13 protein-coding genes are annotated in these 13,666 nt (G+C 69.0%); 6 read left to right on the forward strand and 7 right to left on the reverse strand.

Features of this window, described 5'->3' with window-relative positions; all coding sequences use genetic code 11:
* Positions 1-66 precede the first annotated feature (66 nt).
* Both EPA99_RS09140 and EPA99_RS09145 read left to right on the forward strand, forming a co-directional pair.
* Complete coding sequence (locus tag EPA99_RS09140) at positions 67-564, forward strand: Lrp/AsnC family transcriptional regulator (RefSeq protein ID WP_129470914.1); 498 nt, start codon at positions 67-69, stop codon at positions 562-564.
* A gap of 292 nt (positions 565-856) precedes the next feature.
* Entirely contained in the window at positions 857-2,059 is a 1,203-nt protein-coding gene (locus EPA99_RS09145) for an MFS transporter (protein WP_129470915.1), read from the forward strand.
* 6 nt (positions 2,060-2,065) lie between these two features.
* On the opposite strand, the gene EPA99_RS09150 is transcribed toward EPA99_RS09145, so the two are convergent.
* Positions 2,066-3,037: a threo-3-hydroxy-L-aspartate ammonia-lyase gene (locus EPA99_RS09150; RefSeq protein WP_129470916.1), complete on the reverse strand. Its 972-nt coding sequence runs from the start codon at positions 3,035-3,037 to the stop codon at positions 2,066-2,068.
* Between the two features lie 89 nt (positions 3,038-3,126).
* Between EPA99_RS09150 and EPA99_RS09155 the strand changes: the two genes are divergently transcribed.
* Positions 3,127-4,086: a LysR family transcriptional regulator gene (locus EPA99_RS09155; protein ID WP_129470917.1), complete on the forward strand. Its 960-nt coding sequence runs from the start codon at positions 3,127-3,129 to the stop codon at positions 4,084-4,086.
* 10 nt (positions 4,087-4,096) lie between these two features.
* Here EPA99_RS09155 and EPA99_RS09160 read toward each other — a convergent pair whose 3' ends face one another.
* The gene (locus EPA99_RS09160) at positions 4,097-4,480 is read right to left on the reverse strand and encodes a c-type cytochrome (RefSeq protein ID WP_129470918.1); all 384 of its coding nucleotides are present in this window, start codon (positions 4,478-4,480) and stop codon (positions 4,097-4,099) included.
* 244 nt (positions 4,481-4,724) lie between these two features.
* Positions 4,725-5,027, reverse strand: a complete 303-nt coding sequence (locus EPA99_RS09165) for an ArsR/SmtB family transcription factor (protein WP_129470919.1) — start codon at positions 5,025-5,027, stop codon at positions 4,725-4,727.
* Between the two features lie 107 nt (positions 5,028-5,134).
* Here EPA99_RS09165 and EPA99_RS09170 point away from each other — a divergent pair, with 107 nt between their 5' ends.
* Positions 5,135-6,229, forward strand: coding sequence for an NADH:flavin oxidoreductase/NADH oxidase (locus EPA99_RS09170; RefSeq protein ID WP_129470920.1), 1,095 nt, complete (start codon positions 5,135-5,137; stop codon positions 6,227-6,229).
* Positions 6,230-6,564: 335 nt separating this feature from the next.
* Here EPA99_RS09170 and EPA99_RS09175 read toward each other — a convergent pair whose 3' ends face one another.
* The 3 genes from EPA99_RS09175 to EPA99_RS09185 all read right to left on the reverse strand — a co-directional run bounded on the left by EPA99_RS09175 (position 6,565) and on the right by EPA99_RS09185 (position 10,730).
* Positions 6,565-7,929, reverse strand: coding sequence for an Hsp70 family protein (locus EPA99_RS09175; RefSeq protein ID WP_129470921.1), 1,365 nt, complete (start codon positions 7,927-7,929; stop codon positions 6,565-6,567).
* Positions 7,930-8,086: 157 nt separating this feature from the next.
* Entirely contained in the window at positions 8,087-8,485 is a 399-nt protein-coding gene (locus tag EPA99_RS09180; protein ID WP_206733734.1) for an MAPEG family protein, read from the reverse strand.
* 109 nt (positions 8,486-8,594) lie between these two features.
* Positions 8,595-10,730: an acylase gene (locus EPA99_RS09185; protein WP_241688338.1), complete on the reverse strand. Its 2,136-nt coding sequence runs from the start codon at positions 10,728-10,730 to the stop codon at positions 8,595-8,597.
* 870 nt (positions 10,731-11,600) lie between these two features.
* On the opposite strand from EPA99_RS09185, the gene EPA99_RS09190 reads away from it, so the two are divergent.
* Together EPA99_RS09190 and EPA99_RS09195 are read left to right on the forward strand one after the other, a co-directional pair.
* Positions 11,601-11,870, forward strand: a complete 270-nt coding sequence (locus tag EPA99_RS09190; RefSeq protein ID WP_129470922.1) for a type II toxin-antitoxin system Phd/YefM family antitoxin — start codon at positions 11,601-11,603, stop codon at positions 11,868-11,870.
* Positions 11,867-12,277 carry a type II toxin-antitoxin system VapC family toxin gene (locus tag EPA99_RS09195; RefSeq protein WP_164978619.1) on the forward strand — a complete coding sequence of 137 codons (411 nt, stop codon included), beginning with the start codon at positions 11,867-11,869 and terminating at the stop codon, positions 12,275-12,277. The genes EPA99_RS09190 and EPA99_RS09195 overlap by 4 nt, the downstream gene beginning before the upstream one ends.
* Positions 12,278-12,394: 117 nt before the next feature.
* Here EPA99_RS09195 and EPA99_RS09200 read toward each other — a convergent pair whose 3' ends face one another.
* Positions 12,395-13,564, reverse strand: a complete 1,170-nt coding sequence (locus EPA99_RS09200; RefSeq protein ID WP_129470924.1) for a class I SAM-dependent rRNA methyltransferase — start codon at positions 13,562-13,564, stop codon at positions 12,395-12,397.
* Positions 13,565-13,666: the final 102 nt, after the last annotated feature.

Here is a 13,666-nt window from a genome sequence, read left to right on the forward strand (position 1 = left end):
TGGCCGGCGAACATCCGCAGAATCTGCCGCTGGCACCCCACAATTCCGTCGAACCTGCACACCCCGATGAACCCCAAAGCCCCGGACCGTATCGATCTGAAGATCCTGGACGTGCTGCAGCAGGATGCGCGGATCAGCAACCAGGCCCTGGCCGACCGCGTGGCGCTTTCGCCCAGCGCCTGCCTGGCGCGCGTGCGCTCGCTGGAGACCCGCGGCCTGATCCGCAGCTACCGCGCGCACGTGGCGGTGGATCGCATCCGATCGGCCACCATCGTGCTGGCCCAGGTGAGCTTCAAGCAGCACGCACTGGAGGAGTTCACCGATTTCGACCGGCGCATCCTGGCCATGCCGGAAGTGGTCGAAGCCAGCCGCATCTCCGGCGCCTCGGACTACCTGCTGCGCGTGATCGTGCGCGACGTGCACCACTGGAAGGACATCGCCCGCGGCCTGCTGGGCGGCGGCTACGGCGTGGAGAAGATCGTCTCGCAGTTCCTGATGGACGAGGTCAAGCCGTTCTCGGGCTATCCGCTGTCGGTGGAGGAAGGGCGGCGGGGGAAGGGTTGAGCCGAGTTGGCGAGCGCGGGCTCGCTTGACGCTGGGGAGAAACGAGTGGAGAGAAACGAGGAACGAGTGAGAGCGGACGCTGCGGCTTTCACTCGTTCCTCGTTTCTCGTTTCTCGTTCCTAGCCTTCCCGCAACCCTGCATTCCGCCCATCGTCATGCGCCTGCCGCCGATCGCTGCGATACTGCACCCCTCCTCGTTCACCGCCCGCGCGCCAGAGTCGCTCTGATCGCGCGTGCTCCTGTTGGGAGTGTCCTCGCCACCGCGGGGACGGGCCGCCACCGCAGATCCCCCATGTCCCCGCACGCCTCCACCCTGACCGAGCTGACCGCCGGCCAGCGCAACATCATCATTCTCGCCCTGGCCCTGGGCGGGTTCTCCATCGGTGTCAGCGAGTTTTCCAGCATGGGCCTGCTGCTGGAAATCAGCCGTGGCCTGCGCATCACCGAAACCCAGGTCGGCCACCTGATCAGCACCTACGCGCTGGGCGTGGTGGTCGGCGCGCCGGTGCTGGCCTTCGTCGGCGCGCGCCTGAAGCGCAAGACCCTGCTGCTTGCGCTGGCCCTGTTCTACGCGGTGGCCAATGTCGCCAGCGCGCTGGCGCCGGGCTATCACACGATGATGGCCGCGCGCTTCCTGTCCGGCCTGCCGCATGGGGCCTACTTCGGCGTGGCCATGCTGGTGGCCGCCTCGATCAGCCCGCCCGGACAGCGCGGGGTGGCCGTGTCCAAGGTGCTGATGGGCCTGTCGGTGTCCATCCTGGTCGGCAACCCGGTGGCCACCTGGCTGGGCCAGCAGGTCAGCTGGCGCGTGGCCTTTGCCATGGTCGGACTGCTGTCCATCGCCACCGTGCTGCTGATCGCGCGCACCCTGCCGCAGGACCCGCACGAGAAGACCGTCAGCCCGCTGCAGGAGCTGGTGGCCTTCAACCGCACCCAGGTCTGGCTGGCGCTGCTGATCGGCTCGATCGGGTTCGCCGGCATGTTCTGCGTCTTTACGTATCTGGGCCCGATCGTGGTCAAGGTCACCCGCGTGTCCGAGGCGTGGATGCCGCTGATCGTGGCCGCCTTTGGCATCGGCGCGGTGCTGGGCAACATCGCCGGCGGCCGCCTGGTCGATCGCCTGCAGTTCCGCGCCACCGGCATCGTGCTGCTGTGGTCGATCCTGGTGCTGGCGCTGTTTCCGCTGGCGGCCACCTCGCTGTGGAGCCTGCTGCTGGGCGTGATCGGCCTGGGCACCATGGGCGCGCTGGCGGTGGCCTTGCAGACCCGCCTGATGGATGTGGCCGGCGATGCGCAGACCCTGGCCGCCGCCTCCAACCACGCCGCCTTCAACACCGCCAATGCGCTGGGCCCCTGGCTGGGCGGCCTGGCCATCGACGCCGGCTACGGCCTGACCTCCACCAGCCAGATCGGCATGCTGGCCGCGCTGGCGGGCCTGGTGTTCTGGTGCCTGGCGGTGCTGCTGGAGCGGCGCAAGCCGGCCATGGCCGGCTGAGCGCCGCTACACCGCGTTCGTCATCAGCCGGGCCAGCACCTCCAGGTCCACGTTGCCGCCGCTGAGCACCAGGCCCACGCGTTGTCCGCGCACGTCCAGCTTGCCGGCCATCAGGGCGGCCAGGCCCAGGCAGGCGGTGGGCTCGACGATCAACTTCATGCGCTCGGCCAGAAAGCGCATCGCCACCACCAGCTCGGCATCGGTGACCGTCAGGATGTCGCGCACGCCGCGCTGGATGATGGGGAAGGTGTGCTCGCCCAGGTGGGTGGGGATGGCGCCATCGGCGATCGAGCGCGGCTGGGCGATGGTGACGATATGGCCCACGCGCAAGGATTGCTGGCCATCGTTGCCCGCTTCCGGCTCCACGCCATAGACCTGGCCACCCGGCATGAGCGCGCCGGCCGACAGCAGCGAGCCGGCCAGCAAGCCGCCGCCGCCCAGGCCGACCAGCAGCGTGTCCATCGCCCCGTGCTCCTGGATGAGCTCGCGCACGCAGGTGCCCTGGCCGGCGATCACCTGCGGGTGATCGTAGGGCGGGATCAGGGCATAGCCGTGTTCGGCGGCGAGCGCGGCGCTGATCTCCTCGCGCGGCTCGGTGTAGCGGTCGTGGAAGCGGATCTGCGCGCCATAGCCACGCGTGGCGGCGATCTTCGCGTCCGGGGCGTCGTGCGGCATCACGATGGTCGCCTGGGTGCCGAACTCACGCGCGGCCAGCGCCAGCGCCTGGGCGTGATTGCCCGAGGAGTGCGTGACCACGCCCCGGGCGCGCGCCTGCGGCGAGAGCGCGGCGATGGCGTTGCAGGCGCCGCGGAACTTGAAGGCCCCGCCCCGTTGCAGCTGCTCGGCCTTGAGGAAGACCTGCGCCCCCAGCTGCGCATCCAGCGTACGCGAGGTGAACACGGGGGTGCGGTGGGCATGCGGAGCGATGCGCTCGGCCGCGTGCAGGACATCGTCGAAGGTGGGCAGGGACAGGGCCATGGCGGGACTCGATCGAGGCGGGACAGGTCGCTCACGCTACGGCCGCGGGCCTAGAATGGTTGCAACGCCACGTTGCAGGATCTGCAAGCATGCCCCGGCACGTCCCCGGCCCTGGCCAGCTGCGCATCGCCGATCTGGAGGCCTTCTGCGCCGTGGCCGAGCGCTTGAGCTATGTCGCGGCCGCCCGCGGCACGGGCATGAGCCCCAGTGGGGTGACCCGCGCGGTGCAGGCGGTGGAAGCGGCGATGGGCCACGAGCTGCTCACCCGCAGCCATCGCAACGTGTCCCTGACCCCGGCCGGGGAGGCCTATTACGACCTGGCCCGCGCCGCCCTGCGCCAGCTAGCCGATGCCGGCCAGGTGCTGGCGCGCAGTGCCTCGGAGCTGCAGGGCCTGGTGCGCTTTTCGGCGCCCTCGGTGCTGGAGTCGCGCATCCTGCCGGCCGCACTGGCAGCGCTGTCGGTTTCGCACCCGGGCCTGCGCGTGGACGTGACCTACACCGATGTCCATCTCGACCCGGCCCAGGCCGGCCTGGATTTCGCCATCCGCGGCGCCTACCCGGCAGACAGCGAGCTGATCGGGCAGACGCTGTGGCGCTATGAGCGCTACCTGTGCGCCGCGCCGGCCTATGTCGCGCACCATGGCCTGCCGGCCACGCCCGAGGATCTGGCCGGCCATCGCTTCGTGCTGCACACCGGGCCGCGCCAGCTGCGCAGCTGGTATCTCTACGACGGGCGCCAGTCGCTGCGCATCCCGCTTGGCGTCAGCCACCGCGTGACCTCCGGCTCGGGCCTGGTCGAGCTGCTGCTGGCGGGCGTGGGCATCGGCCGGCTGGCCAGCTGGGTGGCCCAGCCGCTGATCGAGCAAGGCCGGCTGGTGCGCCTGTGCCCGCACCACACCGTGGTGTCCAGGACCGGCACGCTGATGGAGATGCATGCGGTCTACCATGGCCGCCTGTCCACCCCCAGCCGCAGCGTGATCGCGGCCATCCGCAAGGCCTGGGAGCAGCACGGTGGGCCCTTCGTCGCGCCACGCCGGCAGCGCCGCTGAGGCCCTGCGCTCAGCGGTCGTCGGTGGTTTCCAGATAGGCCAGCAGGTCGGCCACCTTCTGCCGGTCGCTCAGGCCCCAGAAATACATCTTGGTGCCGGGGACCGCGTCCGAGGGCGCGGCCAGATAGGCCTGCAGCCGCGCCTGGTCCCAGGCGAAGTCCGCCTGCCGCATCGCCGGCGAGTACGCATAGCCCTCCACGCTGCCGGCGCGCCGGCCGATCACGCCGTTGAGCTGCGGGCCGAAGGCATTGCGCGCGCGGGGCCCGGCCTTGTGGCAGCTGCTGCAGAGCTGTGCGAAGACCTGCTCGCCCCTGGCCGCATCGGCGACGATGGGGCCGGCCTGCTCGGGCTGGCCGCAGCTGGCCAGGGCTAGCACCAGCAGCGCTGGCGCCATCACGCGGTGGAGCCGAGACGAGCCAGCGGCACGCGCGGCGTATGAAGGAAGGACTGCCATCAGGGCGCCTCGCATGGTCCTGATGCATCTCACTGTGGAAGCGGCTCGGGGTGGCCTCGGGCCATTAGCCGCGAAGGGGCTTTGTCGGTAAAGCCGCTTCGCGGCTGAAGCCGCTCCCACAAGACCACTGAGCATTCGGGTGGATCGAGGCGAAAACACGCAGTTTGAGCGGCCCATCAGCAGCTCAACGGTCCTGCTTCAGCACGGCCTCGAGCAAGCCGGGAAAACGCGCTTCCAGCTCCTGGCGGCGCAGGCGGTTCAGGTGCGTGGTCCCGGCGATCTGCGTGCACACCAGCCCGGCCTCGCGCAGGATCCGGAAGTGGTGGGACATGCTGGACTTGGGCCGGCCGAACTCCAGCTCGCCGCAGGTCGCCTGCGCCACTGCCCCCAGATGGCGCACGATCTCCAGCCGCGCCGGGTCGCTCAGGGCGTGGAAGATCCGCTCCAGGGTGAAGGTGGACGGATCGGGATGCTTGTACGGACGCATGGGCCGATCTTACCCGGCATGGCGATTGATCGATAGTTCGACTATTATCGAATCAATGGCGACAGGGGTTGTCGCCTCCTTATCCAGACCGGCCCAACAGGATCCCTATGTCCGCGCTTTTCCAACCCTTCACCTTGAAGGACCTCACCCTGCGCAACCGCGTGGCGGTGCCGCCCATGTGCCAGTACCAGGCCATCGACGGCCTGGCCAACGACTGGCACCACGTGCATCTGGCCGGCCTGGCGCGCGGCGGCGCCGGCCTGGTGATCGTGGAGGCCACCGCGGTCTCGCCCGAAGGCCGCATCACCCCCAACTGCCTGGGCCTGTGGAACGACCAGCAGGCGCAGGCGCTGGCGCCGATGGCCGCGGCCATCAAGGCCGCTGGCGCGGTGCCCGGCATCCAGATCGGCCACGCCGGCCGCAAGGCCAATGCCAATCGCCCCTGGGAAGGCGATGACCACATCGCCGCCGACGATCCGCGCTACTGGGAGACCCTGGGGCCCTCGGCCATCGCCTTCGGGCATCACCTGCCGCGCGTGCCCCGGGCGATGAGCGTGGAGGACATCGCGCGCGTGCAGCAGGATTTCGTGGCCGCCGCCCAGCGTGCGCTGGAGGCCGGCTTCGAATGGCTGGAGCTGCACTTCGCCCATGGCTACCTGGCGCAGAGCTTCTTCTCCGCGCACGCCAACCAGCGCGAGGACCGCTACGGCGGCAGCGCCGAGAACCGCGGACGTTTCCTGCGCGAAACGCTGGCGGCCGTGCGCAAGGTCTGGCCCGAGCACCTGCCGCTGACCGCGCGCTTCGGGGTGATCGAATACGACGGCCGCGACGATCAGACCCTGGCCGAATCCATCGCGCTGGTGCAGGACTTCAAGCGCGAAGGGCTGGACATGCTCAGCGTCAGCGTCGGCTTCACCATCGCCGAGACCCAGATCCCGTGGGGTCCGTCGTTCCTCGCCCCCATCGCCAGGCGCGTGCGCGAGGAGACCGGCCTGCCGGTGTCCTCGGCCTGGGGCTTCGGCACCGCCGAGGCCGCCGAAGCGGCCGTGGCCAGCCAGGCGCTGGACCTGGTGATGGTGGGCCGCTCGCACCTGGCCGACCCGCACTGGACCTTCGCCGCGGCCAAGCAGCTGGGCGTGTCCAAGCCCTCCTGGACGCTGCCGGCGCCCTACGCGCACTGGCTGGAGCGTTACGCGGCCTGAGGGCGGCATCCGCGCGCCTGCATGGCAGGCGCGCGGGGGATGCGGTGGTCACCGCCGCGAGCGTTGACAGCGCCGGTAGCATCCCACTGCCTACGTAGCGCTCAGAGGCCTATGCAGGTGAAATGCTTCGATGAGTTACTTGACCGTTTGCTGGCCTCTAAAGCTGTTTCCCGCCGCGTAGACAACCTATCCTCGCCACACCCGAACTGATTCGAGCGAGCCGGATGCATGTCGCTCTGTGGGAGCGGCTTCAGCCGCGAAGAGGCTTTCCCGGTAAAGCCCCTTCGCGGCTGAAGCCGCTCCCACACGAGGCTTTCAGAAGCGCGCCCCAGCGCTCAGCCCAATCCGCCGCTGGCCGCCAGCGCCAGGCCCTGGACCACGCCGAACGAAGGATCGCCATGCACCAGCCTCGCGCGCGGGAAGGCCTCGCGCACGACCTGCTGCACATAGGGCGCACGCGACATGCCGCCGGTGAGGAACACCGCATCGGGGTCGTGGCCGATGTCGGCCGCCACCTGCGCCAGCAGCTCGCGCATCTGTCCGAGGAAGCTTTCGGCGGCCTGGGTCAGTCCGGCCGCCTGCAGCGTCACCGACAGCGCCGGCTCGATGTAGTCCAGCGTATCGGTATGCTGGGCCGCGCCGCTGAGCACGATCTTGCTGCGCTCCACCCCGCGCGCCAGGCGCGCGGTGTTGCCGGTGTCCTGCAGCGCCTGCAGGCGCGGGCCGTAGGGCGCATCGACGCTGTCGTACTTGTGCAGGCGAAACTCGCGCTGGCGGGTCAGGTCGTGGACGGTGGCCGCCTCGGCATAGTGATGGTTGGGCACGCGGGTGATGCCGCGGCCGAACAGCGGCATGTAGCCGGCCAGGCTCAGCGCCAGATCCACGTCGGTGCCGCCGCGGGCGATACCCCAGGCGCGGCGCACGGCCGGCGGCAGCGCGCCGCCGACATCGGCGTGGGCCACATCGGTGGTGCCGCCGCCGATATCCACCACCACCACTTCATGGCGGGTGTCGCTGGCGGCATGGTGGCGCATGGCCGCAGCCGAGGGTTCCTCCAGGAAGCGCACGCGGTCGAAGCCGGCCGCGGTCGCCGCCGCCTGCAGGATCTCCAGGGCCTGGTCGTTGCCGGCCTCACCCATCGAGCTGCGGAACTGCACCGGCCGCCCCAGCACGGCCTCGCGCACCGGCGTGTCGAACTGGCGCTGCGCGGTGAGGCGGATGTGCTCGAGGATATGCGTGGCGATGCCGGTGATGGTCTGCCTGGCGCGCGGGTGCAGGTTGTAGCCCAGCATCGACTTTGGGCTCTGCACCAAGTTGCCCTCGCCCTCGGCGAAGTAGGCATCCAGCGCGTCCTCGCCATAGACCGCGTTCTGCAGCAGCGCGGCCGACGTGCGCGGCTGGCGCATCTGTTCTTCCATCCAGTCCCGGCGCACCGCGCGCAGGGCCTCGCGCCGCAGCGCCTGCGCCGGACGCTCCTGGCCGGCCGCCTGCGCCTGCCGGCGCGCGGCGTCGACCAGCTGCTGCAGCTGGTGCTCCTGGGCGTCGTTGGGCACGAAATCATCGACCTCGCGCATCACCTCCGGGAAATACACCGAGGTGCGGAACTGCGCCTGCTCGCCGAACTGCACCGGCACCACGGCGCCATCGATCACCGCCGCGGCGGCCGAGTTGCTGGTGCCAAAGTCGATGCCGAGTCTCATGGCCGGTGCAGCGCCTGCGCGAAGGGGCCGCGCACTGTGCCGCAAGGGCTCCTGGGGTGCAACGACGGCGCCCGCGGCCGCTCCCAAAAATCCATGCCATGCCTTCGATTCGGATGCGCCGGCGCGCGGGCCGGCAGCGCCCGTCACGCAACGACGGTCATGGCAACAGCAATAGCGCCCACAGCGCCAGCACTGCCAGGAAGTTCACGGTGAACACCAGCCCGCGCAGACGCACGTTGCCGGTGAACACCTGCACCGCGCTGTGCAGCACGCGGCCGGCCACGAACACCCAGGCCAGCCCGATCACCAACGGTCCGGTCGCACCCTGCAGCAACAGCAGCACGCAGGCCACGTGGAAGAACAGCGGCCATTCGAATTGATTGGACAGGTTCGCGCCGATGCGCGGCTCCAAGGCAGCGAACGGGTTGCTGCCGTCGCCGCGCCGCCCCAGGCCCCAGACCGCAGGCGCTCGCGCCACCGTCAGGGCGACGTACAGCAGTGCGCACAGCGCCACGTGGGCGGCCATGGGCAGGATCGGCGAAGCGGCCATGGACATGTCGGTGCGTGATCCTTGGGCTGAGGGCACAACAGCTGGGCGGGCGCGGACGCGCAAGGACGCCCACGCCCTCAGCCGATCATGCCATGCGCGCCGGCGCGCGCAGGCATCAGAACCCCGTGCGCGCTTCCAGGTGCTGTTCCACCTCGGCGCGCGTGGTCCACAGGGTGCGGAACTCACCCCTGGACAGCAACTCCAGCTGGTCGCTGATGTGGGGCGAGCCGGGCTGGCTGGCGTTGCCATAACTCATCAGGCCCTTGGCCTTGATCGGCGTGCTGAACTCCACCATCGACACCCAGGTCTCGCCGTGCTGGGGCAGGCGCTCGCCATCGGCGTTGAGCGGATCCCAGGTGATGACATCGAACGCGCCGAGATTGCCGAAGCCGCCGCGGCCGGGCAGGTTCACCTGGCCCAGGTGGAAGCGCGAGACCTCGCCGTAGGGGCGGTCGATCGCGCCGTAGAGCTCCCGGGTTTTGGCCACGGCCTGCTTGAGCTGGCGCACGGCCAGCGCCGGGTCCTTCAGGCCGCTGGGCGTGGTCAGCGGCGCCTCCAGCGACCACGGCGTGGCATAGCCGGCCTGCGAGGCATACCTGGCATCGCCGGTGAACAACCGCGCCCACTGCTCGAACAGCAGCGCGCCGCGACTGTCGGCTTCGAAATGACGGTCCCAGCCCTTGAGCACCTGCAGCGCGGCGAGGATGTCCGGGTCGCTGCTGCCTTCGGCGGCGGCGTACAGCTGCGGCAGGGTGCGGTCGGCGGCCAGCGCCTGCGCGGTGCGCTTGAGCGCGATGAACTGGTCCAAGTCGATCCGCTCGTGCTCGGCCAGCATCTTCACCGAGTTCTGCGCGCGCAGGGACATCGGCCCCAGCGGCGCGGTGTAGGCCGGGAAGGCCTCGGGATCCAGCGCGCGCGGCCAGCTGGCCAGCCACGGCGGATCGTTGGTGTTCTGCACGAAGCCGCCGGCCGGGTTGATGACCTTGGGCAGATCCTCGTAGCCGTGCACCTGCGTCCACAGCGTGCTGGAGGTGTCGCCCGGCACCAGGGCGCTCCAGTATTTCAGATCGCCCTGCGCATGTTTGGGCAGGATGCCGTTGTCCAGGAACATCACGTTGCCGGCCTTGTCGGCATAGACGATGTTGAACATCGGCACCTGCAGCTGCTTCAGCGCGGCCTGGAACTGGCTGAAGTCGGTGGCCTTGCCCATATCCCAGTACTGCTTGAGCATGTGCGGGCGGTCCAGGCCGGCCACGCGCAGCGCCACGGTGGCGCCGTCGTAGCGCTGAAATACCGGACCGTGCACGGTGTGCCGCACCTGGAGCGCCTCGGTCTTCAGCGCGCCATCGGGCTGGCGGATCTTCAGCGTTTTCTCTTCCACCTCGAACGGGCGCACCTTGCCATCCAGCAGGTAGCCATCGCCGGACAGGGCGAGCTTGTAGGTGGTCTGGCCCAGCATCGTGTTGACCGTGTTGGTAAAGCCCAGGTCCTTGTTGAAGCCGAAGCGCAGGATCGGCAGCCCCACCTGGGTGGCGCCGTACAGGTCCAGGCCCGGCCCGTTGAGATGGGCCTCGTAGTAGGTGTAGTAGCCGGTGCCCCAGGGCAGGTGCGGATTGGCCAGCAGCATGGCGTGGCCATCGCGGGTCTTGCGCGGCATCAGCGCCCAGGCATTGGATCCATCGCGTGCCTGCGCGTCCTTGGGCGCCTCGCCCAGCACCTTGGCCGGCGAGGCGATGTAGATGTAGTTCATCAGCCGGTGCGCGTGCGCCACCACGTCCACGCCTGTCAGCGGCAGCACCACCTTCAGCTCTTCCTGGACCGCGTCCGGGTTGGCGGCGACATAGGCGTTGATGCCCTGGGCGAAGGCATCCAGGTCGGCGCGGAAGCCCGGATCCTGCTGCCGGTACCACTGCTGCGCGCGGGAGTAGACGTCGTTGGCCGCCATCCAGCGGTCCTGCTCGGCGTACTTCTCGCCCCAGTATTCGGCCGCACGTCCCCGCGCCTCGCCGTACAGCCGCAACAGCACATTGCCGTGGCTCTGGGTCTGCGCCCAGCCGAAGCCGTAGAACACCCCGGCCTCGGTCCTGGCGTACACGTGCGGCACGCCGTAGCGGTCCCACAGGATCTCGCCACCGCCAGCACTGGTCGGCGCGGCGCTGGCCGGCGACACGATGACCAGCGCGGCCAGCAGCAGCCCGGCGCTCTTGAGGATCGCGCCCGCGCGGGCGCCGAAGGGGATTGGATCGGCCACTGCACACTCCTTGGGGGAAGGTGGCCTCGAGCTTGGTGCACCTGACGCCCCAGGTAAACCCATCGGAGCACGCAGCAGCCCGCACCGTAGCGGGCACGGCTCTCGGCGCCGGAATCTGGTGGACAAGCTCCGCGTTGTCCACCCTACGCCGAGTAGGGTGGATGACGCTCCTCCATCCACCACCGCAGCGAACGGACCGGCGCGCGACGCCTCATCCTCCATCGGGCGCCCCACCTCGGCGGACAAGCTTCGCGTTGTCCTTCCCACGCCGACCGTAGGGTGGATGGCGCTCCTCCATCCACCACCGCAGCGAACGGACCGGCGCGCGACGGCTCATCCTCCATCGTGCGCCCCACCTCGGCGGACAAGCTTCGCGTTGTCCGCCCTACGCCGACCGTAGGGTGGATGACGCTCCTCCATCCACCACCGCAGCGAACGGACCGGCGCGCGACGCCTCATCCTCCATCGGGCGCCCCACCTCTGCGGACAAGCTTCGCGTTGTCCGCCCTACGCCGACCGTCGCCCCACGCCGACCGTAGGGTGGATGACGCCCCTCCATCCACCACCGCCGCAAACGGACCAGCGGGGACGCGTCTGCTCAGACTCGTTCCTGCGTCCCTGCGCGCGTTGGCTTTGCGCAGGGACGCAGGAACGAGTGAAAAGCGAAGCATTGACTTGCGCTCACTCGCTTCTCGTTCCCCCAACGCGTTCCTCGCTCTTCGTCCCTGACTCGGTCTCGCTTCAGCGCTGCAACCGGCCGATCCACTTGCATAACCGAGCGGGGTCGCGCGGCGACATGGACGTTCAATCGCAAAAAAGTACCGAAAACGGTACCATTCGAGCGGGAAACGTATCGGAGTCCGTGCCGCCATGGGCAACACCATCACCATCGCTGAGATCAAACGCCGTGGAATGGCTGCGATCGAGGAAGGACTGCGGCAGGGCCCTGTCCGCATCATCAAGCGCAACAAATCGGCCGCGGTTGTGCTCTCGGAGGAAGAGTATCTGCGCCTGACCGACGGGCCGCCGCCGGCTAGACAAGGCCTGACCGCGCTGGAGTGGCTGCTGTCGCAGCCGGCCTCCGGCACGCGCAGCAAGGCGGAGATCGACGCAGCATTGGCCAAAGCGCGCGGCTGGTGATCGCCTTCTTCGATGCCAGTGCCTTGATCTACCTGATCGAGGGCAACGAGCCTTTCGCAGGGCGCGTGCGCAGGGAATTGGCCGCAGTGTCGCAGGCGCATCCCAACCTTGGAACCGCGGTCAGTCGCCTGTCGTGGCTGGAATGCAGGGTCGGTCCGATCAAGCATGACAATGCTGCTGCCCTGGCGCTGTTCGATGCGTTCTTCACCCGACCGGATCTGCTCTGGATCGAGCTGGATCGCGACGTCGTAGAGCTCGCCACGGCGATCCGTGTCCGGCACGGGCTGCGTACCCCGGACGCCCTGCAGGCAGCCAGTTGCCTGCAGCTAGGCGCCGATCACCTGTTGCTGACGGGCGACGCCTCGTTCAAGCGTGTCCACGGCCTGAAGGTGACAGTACTTGCCTGAGCCCTGGAAGAGATAACGAGTGAAGAGGAACGAGGAACGAGTAGGAGCGGCTGGATGGCCTTGCCTTCCACTCGTTCCTCGTTCCTCTCAACTCGTTCCTCGCCCTACGCTCCCCCCTCAATCCACCACGCGGCAGAACACCGCCTTCAGATACCGCGATTCCTGCACGTGGGCCATGAACGGGTGGTCCGGGCCGGCGCCGGACACCTTGAGGATCTGGATGGTGCGGCCGGAGAAGTAGGAGGCCCGGCGCAGCATGTCCAGGAACTCGTGCTCGGCCACCAGCCCGGTGCAGGAGAAGGTCGCGAACAGGCCGCCGGGCTTGACCACGCCCAGGGCCAGCTTGTTCATGTCCAGGTACTTCTTCAGCGCCGGGATCACCTGGTCGCGGTCGCGGGTCATCTTGGCCGGGTCCAGGATCACCACGTCGTACTGCTCGCCGCGGTTGGCCGCATCGCGAAGGTAGGGAAAGATGTCGGCCTGCACGAAGCGCGGGCGCACGTTGTTGAGCTTGGCGTTGCCCTTGGCGATGGCGATCACGTCCTGGTCGATGTCCACGCCCAGTACGTCGCTGGCCCCGCGCGCGGCGGCGTAGACCGCAAAGCCGCCGGTGTTGCAGCACAGGTCCAGCACGGTCTTGCCTTCCACCTGCTGGCTCAGCCACTGCCGGTTCTCGCGCTGGTCGGCGAAGAAGCCAGTCTTGTGCGCGCCGGCCGGGTCGGCGCGGAAGCGGATGCCGTACTCGGTGATGATCTCGGCCTCGGTGCCCGAGGTGCTGTGGAAGTCGAAGCTCTCCTGCTTCTGCACGTGCTCGTCGGCGAAGCTGTGGAAGCGGCAGCCGGGGAACTGCGCGCGCAGGGCCTCGTAGATCCAGTCGCGGTGGCGGAACATGCCGGCGGCGAAGAACTCCACCACGATCAGGTCGCCATAGCGATCCACCACCAGGCCGGACAGGCCATCGCCCTCGCTGTGCACCACGCGCCAGGCGTCGGAGACCGCATCGAGCTTGAGCCAGTCCCGGCGCAGCGACACGGCCGCGGCGATCTTGCGCTGGAACCAGGCCTCATCCACGGCCACGTCCGGGTCGGTCTCCAGGATGCGTACGGCGATGCGCGAATGGCCGTTGTAGAAGCCGCGGCCGATCCATTCGCCATCCACCCCGAACACGTCCACCAGGCTGCCCGGCTTGGGCTTCTGCGGCGGCTTTTCGACGAGTTTCTGGAAGATCCAGGGATGGGAGGAACGCCAGGCGTTCTTGAGGCGGACGGCGGGGAGCTGAATGGTCATCGGCCTATTCTACGTGGCCGCGTTGACGCGGCCGCGGCCAGCTGCGCAGAATCTGCGCAGAAGGGGAGTAGCTCCCACGCGTTGTCGCCGTCAAGTCGGGCC

This window comes from Pseudoxanthomonas composti, from assembly GCF_004122095.1.
In the GTDB taxonomy this organism is placed as follows: domain Bacteria; phylum Pseudomonadota; class Gammaproteobacteria; order Xanthomonadales; family Xanthomonadaceae; genus Pseudoxanthomonas_A; species Pseudoxanthomonas_A composti.